The following is a 15,521-nucleotide window of genomic DNA, read 5'->3' as shown; positions in this document are numbered from 1 at the left end:
TCCCGCTCGGCCCGCAGGCCGTCGGTCAGCAGCGCGAGGTCCGGGGCGTCCTGCCCACGGTCGGCGGAAACCCGCTCCACGGCCTCCAGCTGGTCCTCCAGGACCGACTTGGAGTCGTGCAGCAGGCGGCCCACCAGGGTGGACTTCCCGTCGTCGACGGAACCCGCGGTGGCGAAGCGCAGCAGCGTCGTGGCGCTGAGCTGCTCGGTCGTGGTGGTCGTCATCGCTAGAAGTACCCTTCGCGCTTGCGGTCTTCCATCGCGGCCTCGGACATCTTGTCGTCGGCTCGGGTCGCGCCCCGCTCGGTGAGCCGGGAGACGGCGATCTCGGCGATCACCGCGTCGAGCGTGGCGGCGCCGGAGTCGACGGCGCCCGTGCAGGACATGTCTCCGACGGTGCGGTAGCGGACGAGCCGCTTCTCGACCGTCTCCCCGTCCTTCGGGCCGCCCCACTCACCGGCGGTCAGCCACATGCCGCCCCGCAGGAAGACGTCCCGTTCGTGGGCGAAGTAGATGTCCGGCAGTTCGATCTTCTCGCGGGCGATGTACTGCCACACGTCCAGCTCGGTCCAGTTGGACAGCGGGAAGACGCGCACGTGCTCGCCCGGCGCGTGGCGGCCGTTGTAGAGCTGCCACAGCTCGGGGCGCTGGCGGCGCGGGTCCCACTGGGAGAACTCGTTGCGCAGGGAGAAGACGCGCTCCTTGGCGCGGGCCTTCTCCTCGTCGCGGCGGCCGCCGCCGAAGACGGCGTCGAACCTGTGCTGCTGGATCGCCTCGGTCAGCGGGACGGTCTGCAGCGGGTTGCGGGTGCCGTCGGGGCGCTCCGTGAGCTTGCCGGCGTCGATGTAGTCCTGGACCGAGGCCACGTGCAGGCGCAGGCCGTGCTGGGCGACCGTGCGGTCCCGGTACTCGATGACTTCGGGGAAGTTGTGCCCGGTGTCCACGTGCAGCAGCACGAACGGCACCGGCGCGGGTGCGAACGCCTTCAGCGCCAGGTGCAGCATGACGATCGAGTCCTTGCCGCCGGAGAAGAGCACCACCGGCTTCTCGAACTCGCCCGCCACCTCGCGGAAGATGTGGACCGCCTCGGATTCCAGCGAGTCCAGGTGCGTCAGCGCGAAGGGGTTCCCCGACGCCTCGATCAGGCGATGGGTCGCGGTCGTCATGCCAGGCCCCTCTCGGTCAGGAAGGTGTGCAGCTCGGCTGCGGAATCGGCCACCGAGCGGCCCTGCGTCTGGATGCGCAGCTCCGGGCTCTCAGGTGCCTCGTACGGGTCGTCGACGCCCGTGAGACCGGAGATCTCACCGGCCGCCTGCTTGGCGTACAGGCCTTTCACGTCGCGCTGGGAACAGAGGGTGACCGGGGTGGCCACGTGGATCTCCAGGAACGGCGTGCCACTGGCGGAGTGCCGGGCACGAACGGCGGCGCGGGACTCGGCGTACGGGGCGATGACCGGAACCAGCGTCTTGACGCCGTGGGAGGCCAGCAGCCCGGCCACGAAGCCGATCCGCTGCACGTTGGTGTGCCGGTCCTCGCGGGTGAAGCGCAGGCCGGCCGAGAGGAACTCGCGTATCTCGTCGCCGTCGAGCACCTCGACCTCGTGCCCCTCGGCGCGCAGGCGCTCGGCGAGGGTGAAGGCGAGGGTGGTCTTGCCCGCGCTGGGCAGCCCGGTCAGCCACACGGTGGCGCCGCGCTCGCTGGGGGCGGCGGCCGGGGCCGCCTCCGCGGTGTACCGGGCGGCCAGGGTGTGAGCCGTGGTCACGGTGGTGTTCTCCCGGGAGGTAGATGCGGACTTGCAGGGATGGGTCGAGCACGCCTCCCGCGCCGCAGGGCGGCGGCGCGGGCAGGGGTGGCAGGACCTTTCAGGCGGTGGCGAACTCGGCGAGCGTCCGGCCGAGTACGTCCATGTCGATCCGGTGCCAGGACCCGGGCAGTTCGAGGGCCCGGCCGTTGGGCAGGGCCGCCGCGGTCGCCTGCGCCGCCGCACGCAGCCAGGCGCTGGTGCTGTCGCTGTTGAGGACCAGGGTCTGCGTCCCGAATCCGGCCAGCGGGCCGGCCGGGACGGTGAAGTCGCCGCAGATCGTGACGTCGTACACGAGCGTGTGCGCGTTCGCCTCGTTGATGGCCCAGATCGGGCTCCTGCGCCACTCCGCGACGGTGTCGGGGGTGAGGCCCAGGACGGGGCCGAGGAAGAACTCGGCCGCCTCGTCGCGCCGGTCGCCCTCCAGGAGGACCTGGAGCGTCCGCGCGGCGTTGAACGGGGTCTTCGGGAACCCGTCGACCCGGAAGAACGGCTCGTGGAGCGCCAGCTTGGTGATCGGCGTTCCCGCGAGCGCCGCATGGAGCGCCAGGTTGGCGCCCGTGGAGCCGGCGAACACGGCCGCTGAGCCGCCCGCCTCCTCGATCACCGCCTGGAGATCCTCGATCTCCCGCTCGACGGCGTACTCGGGAGCGTCACCGCTCTGGCCGCGCCCGCGGCGGTCGTAGGCGTACACGGTGCAGTGGCGCGCCAGCTCGGGAACGAGCTCGGAGAAGATCGTGTGGTCGCGGAAGGCACCGTTGAGCAGCACGAGTGGGGGGCCCTCGCCCGACTTCTCGTAAGCGATCGTCGTGCCGTCACGCGAAACGACCTTGAGCATCACGCACTCCTCATGCCGACCGGAGGTGATCCCACCTCGCCCTGTGTCTGCAGCTTCGAGTGCGTCGGTGCATCACCGGTCGAGAACCGATAGCGGCACGCTTGCACCGCCGGCCGTTCCCGGCGGTGCCCAAGAGGGCCGTGAGGCTGCGGTGGCGGTCGTTGCCGCAGGTCCGGGGTTCTTCCCCGGAGAACGCGGACGGCCGTTCCACGGGCTTCGAGGCGTCGGGCGACGAAGCACTGAAGAACGGCCGCGGTGCATGAGCGTCCTGGAACGTCTGTTCAGCTCACCGCCTGCGTGACCAGCGCGCTGATGCGCTCTTCGGCGGCCGCGGTCAGCTCCCGCACGGCGAAGGTGGTCGCCCACAGGGCGCCGTCGTCGAGGGCCGCCTGGTCGCTGAAGCCGAGCGTGGCGTACCTCGACTTGAACTTCTCCGCGCTCTGGAAGTGGCAGACGACCTTGCCGTCCCGGGCATACGCGGGCATCCCGTACCAGAGCTTGGGAGCGAGGTCCGGAGCGGCGGTCGTGATGATCTCGTGGATCCGCTCGGCGAGGACGCGGTCCGCCTCCTGCATCTCGGCGATCTTCGCGAGCACGTCCCGCGCCTCCTCCGCCGCCTTCTCCGCCTTGGAGGTACCGCGCCGGGCTGCCGCCTTCTTCTGGTCGCGTGCGTGGTCCTTCATCGCGGCCCGCTCTTCGGCGGTGAATCCGTCGTACTTCTCGGCGGTGGCGGAGTTGTCGGCGGGCGACTTCGCGGGCGACATGGCGGTTCCTCTCGTGCGGGGTCAGGCTCTGACCATCAGCCTAGGGACTGTGCGGCGGCCGCGGCTTCTCGATTCCTGACCGGTCGCGAGACCTGCTTCGCCACGCACGCCGGCATCCCCTCCACCTTGATCGCCGGACCGGCCTCGTGGGCCGCATCCGCATCCCCATCCGCAGCCGCCGCCTGGCGCCGGAAGGCCCCGGGCGGCATGCCGACCAGCTCGGTGAAGCGCGTGGTGAAGGTGCCCAGCGACGCGCAGCCGACCGCGAAGCAGACCTCGGTGACGCTGAGGTCACCCCGCCGCAGCAGCGCCGCCGCCCGCTCGATGCGACGCGTCATCAGGTAGGCGTACGGCGACTCGCCGTAGGCGGCCCGGAACTGCCGGCTCAGGTGCCCGGCGGAGATGTCCACATCACGGGCGAGGGCTTCCACGTCCAGGGGCTGCGCGTACTCCCGGTCGATCCGGTCGCGGACGCGGCGCAGCCGCGCGAGATCGGCCAGGCGCTGCGCCTGGATGCGTGCACGCCGCCATTCGGGCTTGCACATCAGCGCAGTTCCTGGATGCGGACCAGGTTGCCCGCCGGATCGCGGAAGGCGCAGTCGCGGACGCCGTACGGCTGCTCGGTCGGCTCCTGGACGACCTCGGTGTCACCGGCCTGCACCTTCTCGAAGGTGGCGTCGACGTCCGGGGTGGCCAGCAGGATCCAGCCGTAGGTGCCCTTGGCCATCATCTCCGTGATCGTGCGGCGCTCGTCCTCGGTGATGCCGGGATCGGCGGCAGGCGGTGTCAGAAGGATCGAGGTGCCCGGCTGACCGGGCGGCCCGACCGCGATCCAGCGCATCTTGCCCTGGCCGGTATCGCTGCGGACCTCGAAGCCGAGGAGGTCGCGGTAGAAGGCGAGCGAAGCGTCCGGGTCGTCATGCGGCAGGGAAACCGTGTGAATGGCGATGTCCATGGAAAGCAGGCTAAGGCGGCCGTGCGCACCGCACTTCTCGATTCCTGACCGACCCGGACGCGCGGTGACGTTCACGTGGCAGCCGCGCGGAGCGTCAGCGCTCCCGCGACAGAGCCCCCGGCGCCCCGTCAGCCGCCCTCCAGGGGCAACTCCGGGGCCGGACCGGCGGCCTCGCGCGGCCGGGGACGGCCTTGCGGCCGTCCTGCCGGCCTCCGGGTCAGCCCCAGTTGTTGCCCGCGGGCTCCTGGATGGTGGCGTTCAGCCGGTTGAAGAAGTTCGTCGTCGCGACCATGAGGATGATCGCGGCGAGCTGCTCCTCCGTGAAGTGGTCCGTGGCCTCGTCCCAGATGTCGTCCGACACGGCCTGGCCGCTGCGGTCGGCCAGCCGGGTGGCGGCCTCGGTCAGTGCCAGCGCGGCGCGCTCGGAGTCCGAGAAGAACGGCGCCTCGCGCCAGGCGGCGACGGCGTGCAGGCGCTCGTCGGTCTCCCCGGCCTTCTTGGCACCCGTGACGCCGCCGTAGACACAGGCGCTGCAGCCGTTGATCTGGCTGGCGCGAAGGTGCACCAGCTCCAGCGTGTGCGGGTCCACCCCGCCCGTGTGCATGGCCTTGTAGATGTTCTGAATGCCACTCATGGCGTCCGGCAGAACCATGGCGGGGTTCTTCATACGAGCCTTCATCGGATGCTCCCTCAGAGGTGTTCTTCCGTCCCTCACCACACTGACGGATCCCGCCCCAGGGATGTGACCGGCGAACGGAAGAAACCTTTCGAGCGACAGCACGCACCACTCCCCTGACCAGCGGCGATGGGGGAGCCTCAGGCATTCCTGTGCCACCGCTCAAGGCAGTCTCGAGCGCATCTGTGCCACCGCTCGACCGACCGGTGACCGGTCCACCAGCGCGATTCCACCGCGCCGTTCACCCCTCGCCGCACCCGGTCGTACGTTCGGATCGACGGGATCGGCGGCAACGACGAGGTCCGCGCATCGCACCCCTCCCGCCCGGCCTCGCGGGACTCGCATAGGGAATCAGCCAGAACCGGAGCGCCATAGGGCGTGGGAATCCCGGTTCAAGCCAACTCGAGGGAGGCTCCACCGGGGCTCCACCCCTCTGGTGAAGAACCTTTGTATAACCAGTTCCGTCCCGTACGAGCCCCCGCTCCACGGCTCCTGACCCTCAGTGAGAGTCACATGACGACCCAGACCCCGGCACCATCCCCCACAGAAACGGACCCACCGCCCGTTCCTTCCCCCACCGTTGCGAGCCGCTACGCCGCCTTCGTCGCCGGCCGGCGCTCCAAGTGGGTCGTGCTTGTGCTGTGGCTCCTGCTCATGGGTATCGGTGGCTCGCTGGCCGCCGGCCTGGCAGACGTACAGGACAACGACCCGGAGACCTGGCTGCCGTCGAGCGCGCAGTCGACCAAGGCGGTGCAGCTCGCCGAGCAGCACTTCGCCGACAAGGACTCCAGCACCGCAGTCATCGTCTACGCCCGCGAGGGCGGCCTCACCCAGGCCGACCTGACCAAGATCGACATTGACCGGGCGGCGCTCGCCGACAAGGTGGCCGTCGGCGAGGTCTCCCCCGCCATGGTCTCCGAGGACAAGATCGCGGCCTTCGTGAGCGTCCCGCTGCGCACCTCGCCCAGCGACAACAAGGTGCTCACCGACAAGGTGGAGGAGGCCGGCAAGCTCACCTCCGACGGCGCCCCCGCCGGTCTCGACGTCAAGATCACCGGCGAGGCCGGTAGCGTCGCCGACTTCGCCGAGGTCTACTCCGGCATGGACGGCGCGCTGCTGGGTGCCGCGCTCGGCGTGGTGGCGCTGCTGCTGCTCATCACCTACCGCAGCCCGGTGCTGTGGCTGATCCCGCTGATCGCCGTCGGGCTGGCCAGCCAGGTGGCGAGCGGTGTGGTCTACCTCCTCGCCAAGCACGCGGGGCTGGTCGTCAACGGTCAGAGCGCCTACGTACTGATGGTGCTGTCCGTGGGCGTCGGCACCGACTACGCCCTGCTGCTCATCGCCCGCTACCGGGAAGAGCTGCACCGGCACGAAGACCGCCACACGGCGATGTCCCTGGCCGTGCACGGCTCGCTGCCGGCTCTGGCCGCCTCCGCCGCGACCGTGGCGATCGCCACGCTGTGCCTGGTGTTCGGCAGCATGAACAGCACCAAGGGTCTGGGACCGGTCGTCGCCATCGGTGTGGTCCTGGTGTTCTTCGCCATGACCTCGCTGCTGCCGGCGCTTCTGGTCATCCTGGGCCGCTGGGTGTTCTGGCCCGTGAAGCCGCGCGTCACCGCGGGCTACGACCCGAGCTCGGCGCAGGGCCACAGCACGTGGGCGAAGATCGCCGGGGCCGTCGGACGGCGCCCGCGCGCGGTGTGGGTCGGCACGGCGCTGGTACTGGGCGTCATGGCGCTCGGCATCGCCGGCGTGCAGACCGGCCAGACGCAGGCGGAGCAGTTCACCGGCAAGGTCGACTCGGTCACCGGCCAGCAGGTCCTGGCCAAGCACTTCCCCGCAGGCTCGTCCGCTCCTGCGGACGTGTACGTCCGCGACGCCGGGGCCGAATCCGCTGCGGCCGCCGTGGCCAAGGTGCCCGGTGTGTCCTCCGTCAGCACCCAGGTGGCCAAGGGCGGCTGGACGCACCTGGCCGCGGTGCTCCGCGACTCCCCGGACTCCGCGGCGGCCAAGGACACCATCCGGGACATCAGGAAGGCGCTGGACGGCTCGTCCGGCCCGGCAGCCGACGCGGTCGTCGGAGGCCAGAGCGCGGTGGCGCTCGACGTCTCCGAGGCGCAGGCCTCCGAGGAGAAGCTGCTCATCCCGCTGATCCTCGCCGTGGTCCTGGTGATGCTCCTCATCCTGCTGCGGGCGACCATCGCATCGGCGCTGCTGCTCGTGTCCGTGGTGCTGTCGTTCGGTGCGGCCGTCGGTGCGGCGTCGCTCCTGTTCCACGCACTGGACTACCCGAAGATCGACCGCGGGCTGGTGCTGTTCGGCTTCATCTTCCTCGTCGCGCTGGGCATCGACTACACCATCTTCCTGATGACACGCGCCAAGGAAGAGGTACGGCTGCGCGGGCACCGCGAGGGAATCCTGACCGCGGTGACGGTGACCGGCGGTGTCATCACGTCGGCGGGCGTGGTGCTGGCTGCCACGTTCCTCGTCCTCGCGGCCATCCCCACGGTGAGCGCACTGCAGCAGGGCCTGCTGGTAGCGGTCGGAATCCTCCTCGACACGTTCCTGGTACGCAGTCTGCTGGTCCCGGCGCTGGCCCTGGACCTGGGGCCGCGCATCTGGCGACCGGGCCTGACACCCGAGGAGACGGCGCCGCACGAGCCTGGCAAGACCCGGTCCGAAGAACCGTCCACCGTCTGAGCCGGTGATGTAACGCCGCGGGCCACCCGACGAACTGACCCGCGGCTCTCTCCGGAACGACGCAGCCGGCCGTTCCTCACGCTTCGATGTGTCACACAACGAAGCGTGAGGAACGGCCGCTGCGTCTTTTTTGCGTCCCTTCCCAGGCCGCCCTGCTCGTCCGCACGGAGGCGGGCGTCGACACCGGCTCCGCCCTCCGCCGGAACGACGGCTCCTCACCCGCCCGAGCCCGTCCTCGACGCCCTGCGGGCCGTGTCACCGGAAGGCCACCCCCGCCCCGCGCGACAACCCGGTGCGTTCCGGCCACCGCGCCGCGCCCCCGCCCCCACCGGTCTGCGCTGCCCCGGTCCCCCGTACGGCAGGTGACGAGCGGAGTTTGAGCGGTCCTCGAGCATCAGGTGGGATTCCTCTAGAGATACCTTTTCCTACTCACTCGGTCGGAAAAGCGCGCACGACCCGAAGGCGGAGCTCCGTTCCAGCGGCCCCGCCGCCGATCACTGCCGGAGGATTACGTGAGTCCAGTCCGTGAGCGGTACACGGTGGCCATCGTCGGTGCGGGTGCGGCCGGCACACTGACCGCCGTCCACCTCTGTGAGATGGCCACGCGCCGCCGAACCCCCCTCGACCTGATCCTGATCGACCCGGCCCCCGAAGCGGGCCGCGGCACCCCCTACGCCACCCGGGACCCCGCACACCGCCTCAACGTGCCCGCGGGCGGCATGAGCTGTTACCCCGACGATCCCGGCCACTTCACCCGCTGGCTCTGCCGCCACGGCGAACCCACCGTCACCGCCGCCGACTTCGCGACCCGCTACCGCTTCGGCGCCTACCTCGCCGACACGCTCGCCCAGGCCATCGTCCGCGCCCACGGCACCGTCTCCGTACGCCGCCTGACCACCCGCGCCGAGCACGTCGCCGGCGCCCCGGACGGCGGGGTAACCCTCCGGCTCGCCGACGGCACGCGGCTCACCGCCGACAGCGCGGTCCTGGCCACCGGCCCCGCCGCGCAGACCGCGGCCTGGGCCCCTGCGGAGCTGCGCGCCGCCGCCCGCTTCATCGCGGAGCCCTGGACCAGCGGCGCGCTGGACGGACCCTGCGGCGACGACAGCGACGTCCTCCTCGTCGGCACCGGCCTGACCTCCGTCGACCTCGCCCTCACCCTCGAACGCCCCGGCCGCACGGTGCACACCGTCTCCCGCAACGGCCTGATGCCCCAGCCGCACGCCCTGACCCCGGCCGGCCCCATGCCCGCCCCCGAAGGCCTCTACGACAGCTCCTTCGAGCAGCTGCGCCGCACCGTCTACCGCCACGTCGCCCGCGCCGTGCGCCTGCACGGCGACTGGCGCCCCGCGCTCGACAGCCTGCGCCCGCACACCGCACACCTGTGGCGCCGCCTCACCCCCGAGGAGCGCGCCGAATTCCTCAAGCGCGACGGCGCGTTGTGGAACACCCACCGCCACCGCATGGCCCCCGCCACCGGCGAGTCCGTCCTGCGCGCCCGCACCGCACGCCGCCTGGCCGTCCATGCCGGGACCGTCACCCGCGCCGGAGTCCGCGCCGACGGATCGCTGGACATCGGGCTCTCCGGCGGGCGCGACCTGCACGTGGGCTGGGTCATCGACTGCACGGGTCCGGGCCCGGCCCTGGAGGACCCCCTGTGGCGCTCCCTGTCCGAAGCCGGCACCGCGGTGCCCGGCCCGCTCGGCATGGGCGTCGCCACCCTCGACGGGCGCCTCCTCGACGGGCAAGGAGCCACCGTCCTGCCCCTGTACACCCTCGGCGCACCCCGCCGCGGCGAGCTGTGGGAGACCACCGCCATCCCCGAGATCCGCGTCCAGGCGGCGGCCCTCGCCCAGGAACTGCTCGCACCGCTCACCCCCCGGCGCCGCACCTCGCGCCGCCCCCTCGACGGACACGGCCTCGCCCTGTCCACCCACGCCGAGGCGGCCGCCGCCTACCGCACCGGACTCGACCGGATCCTCAAGGTCCGCTCGGGCGCCGGCGACTCCCTCAGCCGCGCGGTAGCCCTCGACCCCGGCTTCGCCCTCGGGCACGCCGCCCTCGCCCTCCTGGGACACGAGTGCGGAGCCGCCGTCGACGTACCCCGGGCCCTGGCGGAGGCGCAACGCTGCGCCCGCGAGCGGGCGTGCGAACGCGAGCGCTCCTTCGTGGAGGTCGTCACCCGCCGCGTCCACGGAGACGACGGCGACGCGGCCCTCGTACGGCACCTGGAAGACCACCCGGCCGACGCCCTCGCCCTCGCCGTCGCCGTACCCACCATCGCCTTCTCCGGCGTCGACGACCTCGACGACGACTACGCGCTGCGCCTGGTCGAGCGAACCTCCGCCGCGTACGACGGCCACTGGTTCCACACCTCCCTGATGGCCTTCCTGCGCCAGGAGCAGGGCCGCCTGCACGAGGCCGGCGAACTCGCCCACCGCGCCCTGGCCGCCGAGCCCGCCTCCGGCCACGCCGTGCACGCGCTCGCCCACGTCCACTACGAGACCGGCGCGCACGGCGCGGGCCGCGACTGGCTGGAACAGTGGGTCGCCGGGCGGGGCCGCGGCGCCGTGCACCGGGCCCACTTCTCCTGGCACATCGCCCTGCACGAACTGGCCCTCGACGACCCCGCCGCCGTACGCAAGCGCTGGTTCTCCCAGCTCGCCCCGGGCCGCGTGACCGGCGTACGGGCCCTCGTGGACTCGGGGTCGCTGCTGTGGCGCGCCCGGCTCAGCGACAGCTGGCGCGGCGACCTGCCCGTCGCGGACGTCCTGGACGCGGTGGAGGCGGAGATCCTGGAACGCCCCGCGACCGCCTTCACCGCCCTGCACTGCGCCGTCACCCTGACTGCCGTCGGCGACCTGGCCGCCCTGCGCCGCCTGCGCGACCACGCGGCGGCCGCCGACGAGGTCCAGCGCGAGGTCATCGCCCCCCTGTGCGACGCGTTCGCCGCCCTCGTCGAGGAACGCTTCCGGGACGCCGCCCGGGGCCTCGACGCGCTCCTGCCCGTCCTGCGCCGGGTCGGCGGAAGCGCGGCACAGCGCGAGGTCGTCGAGGAGACCCTGCTCTACGCGCTGACGGCCGACGGCCGCTGCGAAGCGGCGGCCCGCCTGCTGGACGCCCGCCTGGAGCGCACCCAGGCCCCCCGCGACCGCCGCATGCGCGCGGACCTACCGGCCTGAGGCCACGACCACCCCGAAGCCGCTCCGTTTCAAGTCCAGCGGAGCTCTTCGGCGGTGGTCGGCACGAGATGATCTTTCCAGAGTCTAGCTCCACTCAAAATTGAATCATCCTGACGGAGAGCTGCGTCGCAGGAGAGATACCGCAGAACGTCCCATGGACATCGCGCCTCCGTCTCCTGCCACCCCGCCCCCGGCGGGAACTGGAGCTGATCGTGCGCCCTCTGGACGGGGAACTGTTGCGCCGCACGCTGCCCGATCCACAGTCCGGGCCCGGGATGGTGGCACCGGCGCCTCTACCACGACCACACCCGTGTGAGTTTCGGTCAGGCGGGCAGCTCCCACACGGTCACGTCGAGCCTGACCCGGCCGCCGTTCCCCGTGCCGGGGGTGAAGTACCCGACTCGGCCGGCTTCGGTTCCGAAGCAGGCGGTGCGGCCCGCGGGCACGTCGGCGGTGCGCTGTCCGAGCTGGGTGTTCAGGAGGTCGACGCACTCTTGGCGTTCAGGTGCCCCCGAGCCGTCGAACGCGACGATCGTGTTGCCGACGTAGCGTCCCGGATCGCAGCTGAGCTGGCAGGCCAGTCCGAGGTCCCCCAGCGGTGCCCGCTGCGGCGGGACGGGATCCAGGAACCAGCCCGTCGTCGGGCTCCCGCTCTTGCTCCCGTCGTCCAGGGTCAGCGTCCCGCGCCATCGCACGCGTACGGCCGCGGGCACCTTCGGGGCGGGAGGCCTGGTCTCCGGCGGCGGGATGGGGCTCGGCGGGGAGGACGCGGTACTCGGCGAGGGAGTTGCGGAGGACGACTCCGAGATCGTGGGAGAAGGAGAAGGAGAAGGAGACGACGAGGGCGTGGGCGTCGGACTCGGCGTGGAGGACGGGTCCGAGCTCGCGGCCCCGGGCTGCGGTCCGGCTCCGGCTACCGGCCCCGGCGTCGAGGCCGGATCACCCCGCTGGAGCAGCACCGCTCCCCAGACGATCGCGGCCACCGCGATCAGAACGGCGGCCAGCCCCGCCAGATGCGCCGGCGGGGAGCGGTGTCCCCAGGGGGGAACACCACCGCGGCCTGCGCCGGAAACACCCTCAGAGGGCGGCGATGTCCCCGTGTGGGGTACGAGCTCAGCGGTGTGCTCGGCCGGGAGGCCGGCCAGGAGACCGTCGATCCGGCCCACGATCTGCCGCCGCTGCACGGCCAGGTGCCCGCTGAGCCGCTCCAGCTGCGCCGCCCGCGCTTCCAAGGCCTCCCGCGCTTCCGCGTCGGCCCGCAGACCCTGCCCCTGGTCCGCGAGCTCGGCCAGCAGCCGGGCGGTCTCAGCCTCACGGTCCTGAACCTCCCGCAGCGCCCGCTCCTGTTCGTAGAGCGCGGCCCGCTCGCTGTTGCGCCCGCCCACCGGGCCCAGCGCCCGCTCGTACAGGGCCGTCACCAACTCGCGCACACCGGTGGTGAGCGGCGTCCGCCCGCGCCGGTCCGCCTCCTCCAGCAGCGCCTCCACGTACGAACTGCGCGGCAGCCGGTCCCCGTTCTCGTACCGCGAGACCGAGGTGATGCTCCCCCCGTGCAGGGCGACCATCGCCCGCTGGGACAACCCCGCGTTCTCCCGCAGCAGCCGCAACTGCACCCCCAGCGCCCGCGCCGCCGCCGCGGAGCCCGGCTCCCCAGCCCCCTCCACACCGGCACCGCCGCTGCTCTCGGACATGGCTGCTCCTCCTCCCCGGCACACGGAAACACATCTTCCCCACCGGGAAACCACCTGATCCCAGGAGGGGACACCGAGCCTAGGCGCGAAGGTCGATCACAGAGCCGACACCGGCCGATCTCCCCGCCCCGACGAAGGGAAGCCCATGTCCCCGATCGCCCTGACCCTGCTCCTGCTCCTCGTCCTGATGACGCTGCTCCTGGCGAGCGCCATCGGCTACGCCGTCCACCGCCACCCCGCACTGACCGCCCCCCTGACAGCAGCCGGCATGGTCGTCGCCCTGGTCATCACCTGCGTGTGCACCATTGCCGCCCGCTGACCGGGCGCGGGGGACCGGGAGCCGGCGTCCCTGCCTCTGCCACCGGGGACGGGGTGACCCCGGTTCGAGCCCGCGTCGCAGCCGGCCGGAGCGCCGGCCGGTCCGGCGCCGGATCCGCCTGGGCGCTGGCGGCGCCGCCCGAGCCGAGTACCCGCCGCTGGGGCCCCGGAAGGCCGGCCTACTCGTTGCCGCGTCCTGCGGAGGTGATCACGGCGACGAGGACCAGGAGGCTGACGGCGAGGGTGGTGACCTGCTGGGCGTCCCAGCCCTGCTGGATGGCCAGGACGGTGATGGCGGTCACCACGTAGGGCCAGGAACGGCGCGGGGGCTGGGTGGTGTTGGGGGTGGTCACGACGGGCCTCCTGTGATCGTCTGATCGGGTGGAGGTCTCACCGTCTTCGATGGTGTGATTGTCCGCTGCGAAGGATGACCGTCTTCGCAGGTGGGGGCCGAAGATCGGGAACAATCCCCGGGTTGTTCCCGGGGACAACAGGATGCGGGGGAGCCATGGGGCGGCCGCTGGGCGCGTTACGGGGCCGGACCGAGCAGGCGAACGAGCTGGCCGTGTGGCTGCGCAAAGTGACGCTCGGCAAGGCGATCCGGACGCTTGAGCAGGACTTCGCCTACAGCACGACCTCCTGGAGCGAGTTCCGCAGCGGCAGCCGCCTGCCGTCGGAGGACCTCCTCAAGGCCGTGGTCGAGCGCTACGTGGCGGAGCCGCAGATGCGTGACCGCCAGGAAGCGGAGGGGCTGCGCCTCCTGGCAGCCGCGAAGAAGGCCGAGGCGGCCCTGGGCGACACCGAGCCTCCTACGCCGGCCCCACTGCCGGTTCCGGTGGTGCGGGGCACCGACGAGGTCACCAAAGCCCTGCTGCGCCTGGACGACGCACGGATGCGGCAGATCGAGGCCCTGGAGAAACTGGCCTCCTCCGAACGACGGCGCGTGCAACTGGAGAACATGGTCTCCGTTCTCCAGGAACGCTGCACGGTGCTGGAGGTGGAGCGGGACCGGGCCCGCGAGGACGTCCGCGCGGAGCTGGAGAGCGAACTGCAGATCTCCCGGGAGTACCGGCGCCAGGCCGACGAGAAACTGGAGCACGCCCGCCGGGCAGAGGAGAAGGCCTACCAGCTCCGCCTGGCCGCCGAACAGCAGGTTGCCCGCGAGCGCCTGGCCGTGAACCGCATGGACGAGCAGACCACGGACGACACACCGGAACCCTCGTCAGCGGGCCCGGACGACCTCGGACTCCCGCCGCTGGAGCAGATCCGCGACGTCCTCCAGGCAGCCCAGGAACAGCTGGACGTCCAGGACGACGAACTCGACGACCTCGAGGACCTGATCGGCCTCGACCACTCACCAGAGGACGCCGTCCGGACAGCTCCGGGACAAGCCGAGGGCTACAAGGATCCGGAGCCGCTCGCCGCTCCGGAAGAACAACGCTCGGTGTTCTCCGGCCACCCCGAGACCCGGTGGAAGGAGCCCATGCCCGTTGTCCCGGAACAATCGGAGGAAGCCCAGGCCCAGGGCTCTCGGGTTCTCCCGGATCAACCCCAGAACAACCCGAAGTACCTGATGACCGAACGGCCGGTCCTCGCTTCGCCCGACGCCCCGTCCCCGGTCCCCGAGGGATCCGAGCTTCCGCAGATGCAGCATCCCCTCGACCTGTCGCCTCCGGACGACGAGGGAGACAGGAAGCTGGTTCGGTTGCCGCAGCTCATCGAAACCGCCGCGACTCCGGAAGAGCTGGGAGTCGCCCTGCGGGAGGTGTGGCTGAGGGCCGGTGGCCTTGCAACGTGGCCGAGGACACGCATTACCGCCCTCTTCGAAGACGTACAGGACCCAGAGTGGGCGTACAGGGCGCAGAAGCGATGGTTCGCGGGTGTGGAAGTTCCTGCAGACTGGAACCATCTGGAACGCCTCCTGACCAACCTGGGCGCCACAGCACCGGAGATCTCCGCGTTCGCCACCGCGCACAGGAAGATCAGGTCCGTCTACCCACCACTGCTCCGGACACCGGCTCCCCGGCACTCCCCGGAGGCGGTAGCGGCCCGAAGGAGGACGAGGGCGGCGTCACAGCTGCTGCTGCGACCGCCGCTACGCGTGCGCGACGTAGCTGTTCCGGCCTTCGCGATCGTCTTCACCGCGCTGGCCGCCACCAGTTGGTTCGCCGCCTTGAATGCAGACCCGGGCCCGAGCCTTTCGAGGATGACGTGGTACGGCCTGGCAGGTGCCCTTGCAACGGCTCTGGTCGTGCTTGTCGCGTTGGGCATTGCCATTGATCAGAAAGATGGACATGGCCGGGAGTGGCTCGAGAACGCAGCGTTCGTCGGACCTCCGCTCGCCTTCGGGCTGGGATCGGTGGCTCCCTTCGTAGGCCTCGGTATGGCCGGCCAGTGGGGCGCCGACCTCATCGCGCTGATGTGAGGCACGCTGCCGACGTCCCGCCTCCAGAACCGCGCTGGCCGTACCCTGCCCCACCGCGGCCGCCTGGCGCGGGAGGTCGTGGCGGGAGGGGGCCGGGGGGGGGGGGCGCGCGGCCCCAGTGAAGAGGGGGACCCGGCCACGCCCCCCAACACACCTGCGGGAACAACGCCCA

General features: G+C 71.7%; 14 protein-coding genes. 4 read left to right on the top strand and 10 right to left on the bottom strand.

From position 1 onward, the window contains the following. From ABZY57_RS28900 to ABZY57_RS28865, 8 genes are all read right to left on the bottom strand, one after another. Window positions 1–224 (bottom strand): GTP-binding protein (locus ABZY57_RS28900; RefSeq protein WP_356516854.1); only part of this gene is annotated, 224 nt, incomplete at its 3' end. A gap of 2 nt (window positions 225–226) precedes the next feature. Next, window positions 227–1,165, bottom strand: coding sequence for a sulfate adenylyltransferase subunit CysD (cysD, locus tag ABZY57_RS28895; RefSeq protein ID WP_356516852.1), 939 nt, complete (start codon window positions 1,163–1,165; stop codon window positions 227–229). Next, the gene (gene cysC, locus ABZY57_RS28890; RefSeq protein WP_356516856.1) at window positions 1,162–1,743 is read right to left on the bottom strand and encodes an adenylyl-sulfate kinase; all 582 of its coding nucleotides are present in this window, start codon (window positions 1,741–1,743) and stop codon (window positions 1,162–1,164) included. Before cysC ends, cysD begins: the two co-directional genes overlap by 4 nt. A 118-nt stretch (window positions 1,744–1,861) precedes the next feature. Beyond that, window positions 1,862–2,638, bottom strand: coding sequence for an alpha/beta fold hydrolase (locus ABZY57_RS28885; protein WP_356516850.1), 777 nt, complete (start codon window positions 2,636–2,638; stop codon window positions 1,862–1,864). 281 nt (window positions 2,639–2,919) lie between these two features. Next, a complete protein-coding gene (locus ABZY57_RS28880) occupies window positions 2,920–3,402 on the bottom strand; it encodes a DUF1801 domain-containing protein (protein ID WP_356516848.1) in 483 nt (160 codons plus the stop codon). A 35-nt stretch (window positions 3,403–3,437) separates the two neighbouring features. Next, entirely contained in the window at window positions 3,438–3,947 is a 510-nt protein-coding gene (locus ABZY57_RS28875; RefSeq protein WP_356516846.1) for a helix-turn-helix transcriptional regulator, read from the bottom strand. Next, window positions 3,947–4,357: a VOC family protein gene (locus ABZY57_RS28870; protein ID WP_356516844.1), complete on the bottom strand. Its 411-nt coding sequence runs from the start codon at window positions 4,355–4,357 to the stop codon at window positions 3,947–3,949. Before ABZY57_RS28870 ends, ABZY57_RS28875 begins: the two co-directional genes overlap by 1 nt. Window positions 4,358–4,574: 217 nt before the next feature. Further along, window positions 4,575–5,036 carry a carboxymuconolactone decarboxylase family protein gene (locus tag ABZY57_RS28865; RefSeq protein ID WP_356516842.1) on the bottom strand — a complete coding sequence of 154 codons (462 nt, stop codon included), beginning with the start codon at window positions 5,034–5,036 and terminating at the stop codon, window positions 4,575–4,577. A gap of 627 nt (window positions 5,037–5,663) precedes the next feature. Here ABZY57_RS28865 and ABZY57_RS28860 point away from each other — a divergent pair. Beyond that, a complete protein-coding gene (locus ABZY57_RS28860) occupies window positions 5,664–7,733 on the top strand; it encodes an MMPL family transporter (RefSeq protein WP_356516840.1) in 2,070 nt (689 codons plus the stop codon). A 512-nt stretch (window positions 7,734–8,245) separates the two neighbouring features. Beyond that, the gene (locus ABZY57_RS28855) at window positions 8,246–10,915 is read left to right on the top strand and encodes an FAD/NAD(P)-binding protein (protein WP_356516838.1); all 2,670 of its coding nucleotides are present in this window, start codon (window positions 8,246–8,248) and stop codon (window positions 10,913–10,915) included. A gap of 323 nt (window positions 10,916–11,238) precedes the next feature. On the opposite strand, the gene ABZY57_RS28850 is transcribed toward ABZY57_RS28855, so the two are convergent. After that, on the bottom strand, window positions 11,239–12,606 hold the full coding sequence (locus tag ABZY57_RS28850) for a helix-turn-helix domain-containing protein (RefSeq protein WP_356516836.1): 1,368 nt from the start codon (window positions 12,604–12,606) through the stop codon (window positions 11,239–11,241). Between the two features lie 145 nt (window positions 12,607–12,751). On the opposite strand from ABZY57_RS28850, the gene ABZY57_RS28845 reads away from it, so the two are divergent. Beyond that, a complete protein-coding gene (locus tag ABZY57_RS28845) occupies window positions 12,752–12,925 on the top strand; it encodes a hypothetical protein (RefSeq protein WP_356516834.1) in 174 nt (57 codons plus the stop codon). Between the two features lie 178 nt (window positions 12,926–13,103). On the opposite strand, the gene ABZY57_RS28840 is transcribed toward ABZY57_RS28845, so the two are convergent. Continuing rightward, complete coding sequence (locus ABZY57_RS28840; protein ID WP_356516832.1) at window positions 13,104–13,277, bottom strand: hypothetical protein; 174 nt, start codon at window positions 13,275–13,277, stop codon at window positions 13,104–13,106. Window positions 13,278–13,432: 155 nt separating this feature from the next. On the opposite strand from ABZY57_RS28840, the gene ABZY57_RS28835 reads away from it, so the two are divergent. Beyond that, a complete protein-coding gene (locus ABZY57_RS28835) occupies window positions 13,433–15,349 on the top strand; it encodes a hypothetical protein (RefSeq protein ID WP_356516830.1) in 1,917 nt (638 codons plus the stop codon). The last annotated feature ends 172 nt before the right edge of the window (window positions 15,350–15,521 follow it).

The organism is Streptomyces sp. NPDC006450, assembly GCF_040612195.1.
GTDB lineage: Bacteria > Actinomycetota > Actinomycetes > Streptomycetales > Streptomycetaceae > Streptomyces.
Note: the sequence above shows the minus strand (reverse complement) of the source record. Positions and strands in the feature narration are given on the sequence as shown.

Excerpts from the sequence above, each read along its gene's own strand:
- cysD (WP_356516852.1), bottom strand. The coding sequence starts at position 1,165 with ATGACGACCGCGACCCATCGCCTGATCGAGGCGTCGGGGAACCCCTTC.
- ABZY57_RS28885 (WP_356516850.1), bottom strand. The coding sequence starts at position 2,638 with ATGCTCAAGGTCGTTTCGCGTGACGGCACGACGATCGCTTACGAGAAG.
- ABZY57_RS28880 (WP_356516848.1), bottom strand. The coding sequence starts at position 3,402 with ATGTCGCCCGCGAAGTCGCCCGCCGACAACTCCGCCACCGCCGAGAAG.
- ABZY57_RS28875 (WP_356516846.1), bottom strand. The coding sequence starts at position 3,947 with ATGTGCAAGCCCGAATGGCGGCGTGCACGCATCCAGGCGCAGCGCCTG.
- ABZY57_RS28870 (WP_356516844.1), bottom strand. The coding sequence starts at position 4,357 with ATGGACATCGCCATTCACACGGTTTCCCTGCCGCATGACGACCCGGAC.
- ABZY57_RS28865 (WP_356516842.1), bottom strand. The coding sequence starts at position 5,036 with ATGAAGGCTCGTATGAAGAACCCCGCCATGGTTCTGCCGGACGCCATG.
- ABZY57_RS28850 (WP_356516836.1), bottom strand. The coding sequence starts at position 12,606 with ATGTCCGAGAGCAGCGGCGGTGCCGGTGTGGAGGGGGCTGGGGAGCCG.
- ABZY57_RS28845 (WP_356516834.1), top strand. The coding sequence starts at position 12,752 with ATGTCCCCGATCGCCCTGACCCTGCTCCTGCTCCTCGTCCTGATGACG.
- ABZY57_RS28835 (WP_356516830.1), top strand. The coding sequence starts at position 13,433 with ATGGGGCGGCCGCTGGGCGCGTTACGGGGCCGGACCGAGCAGGCGAAC.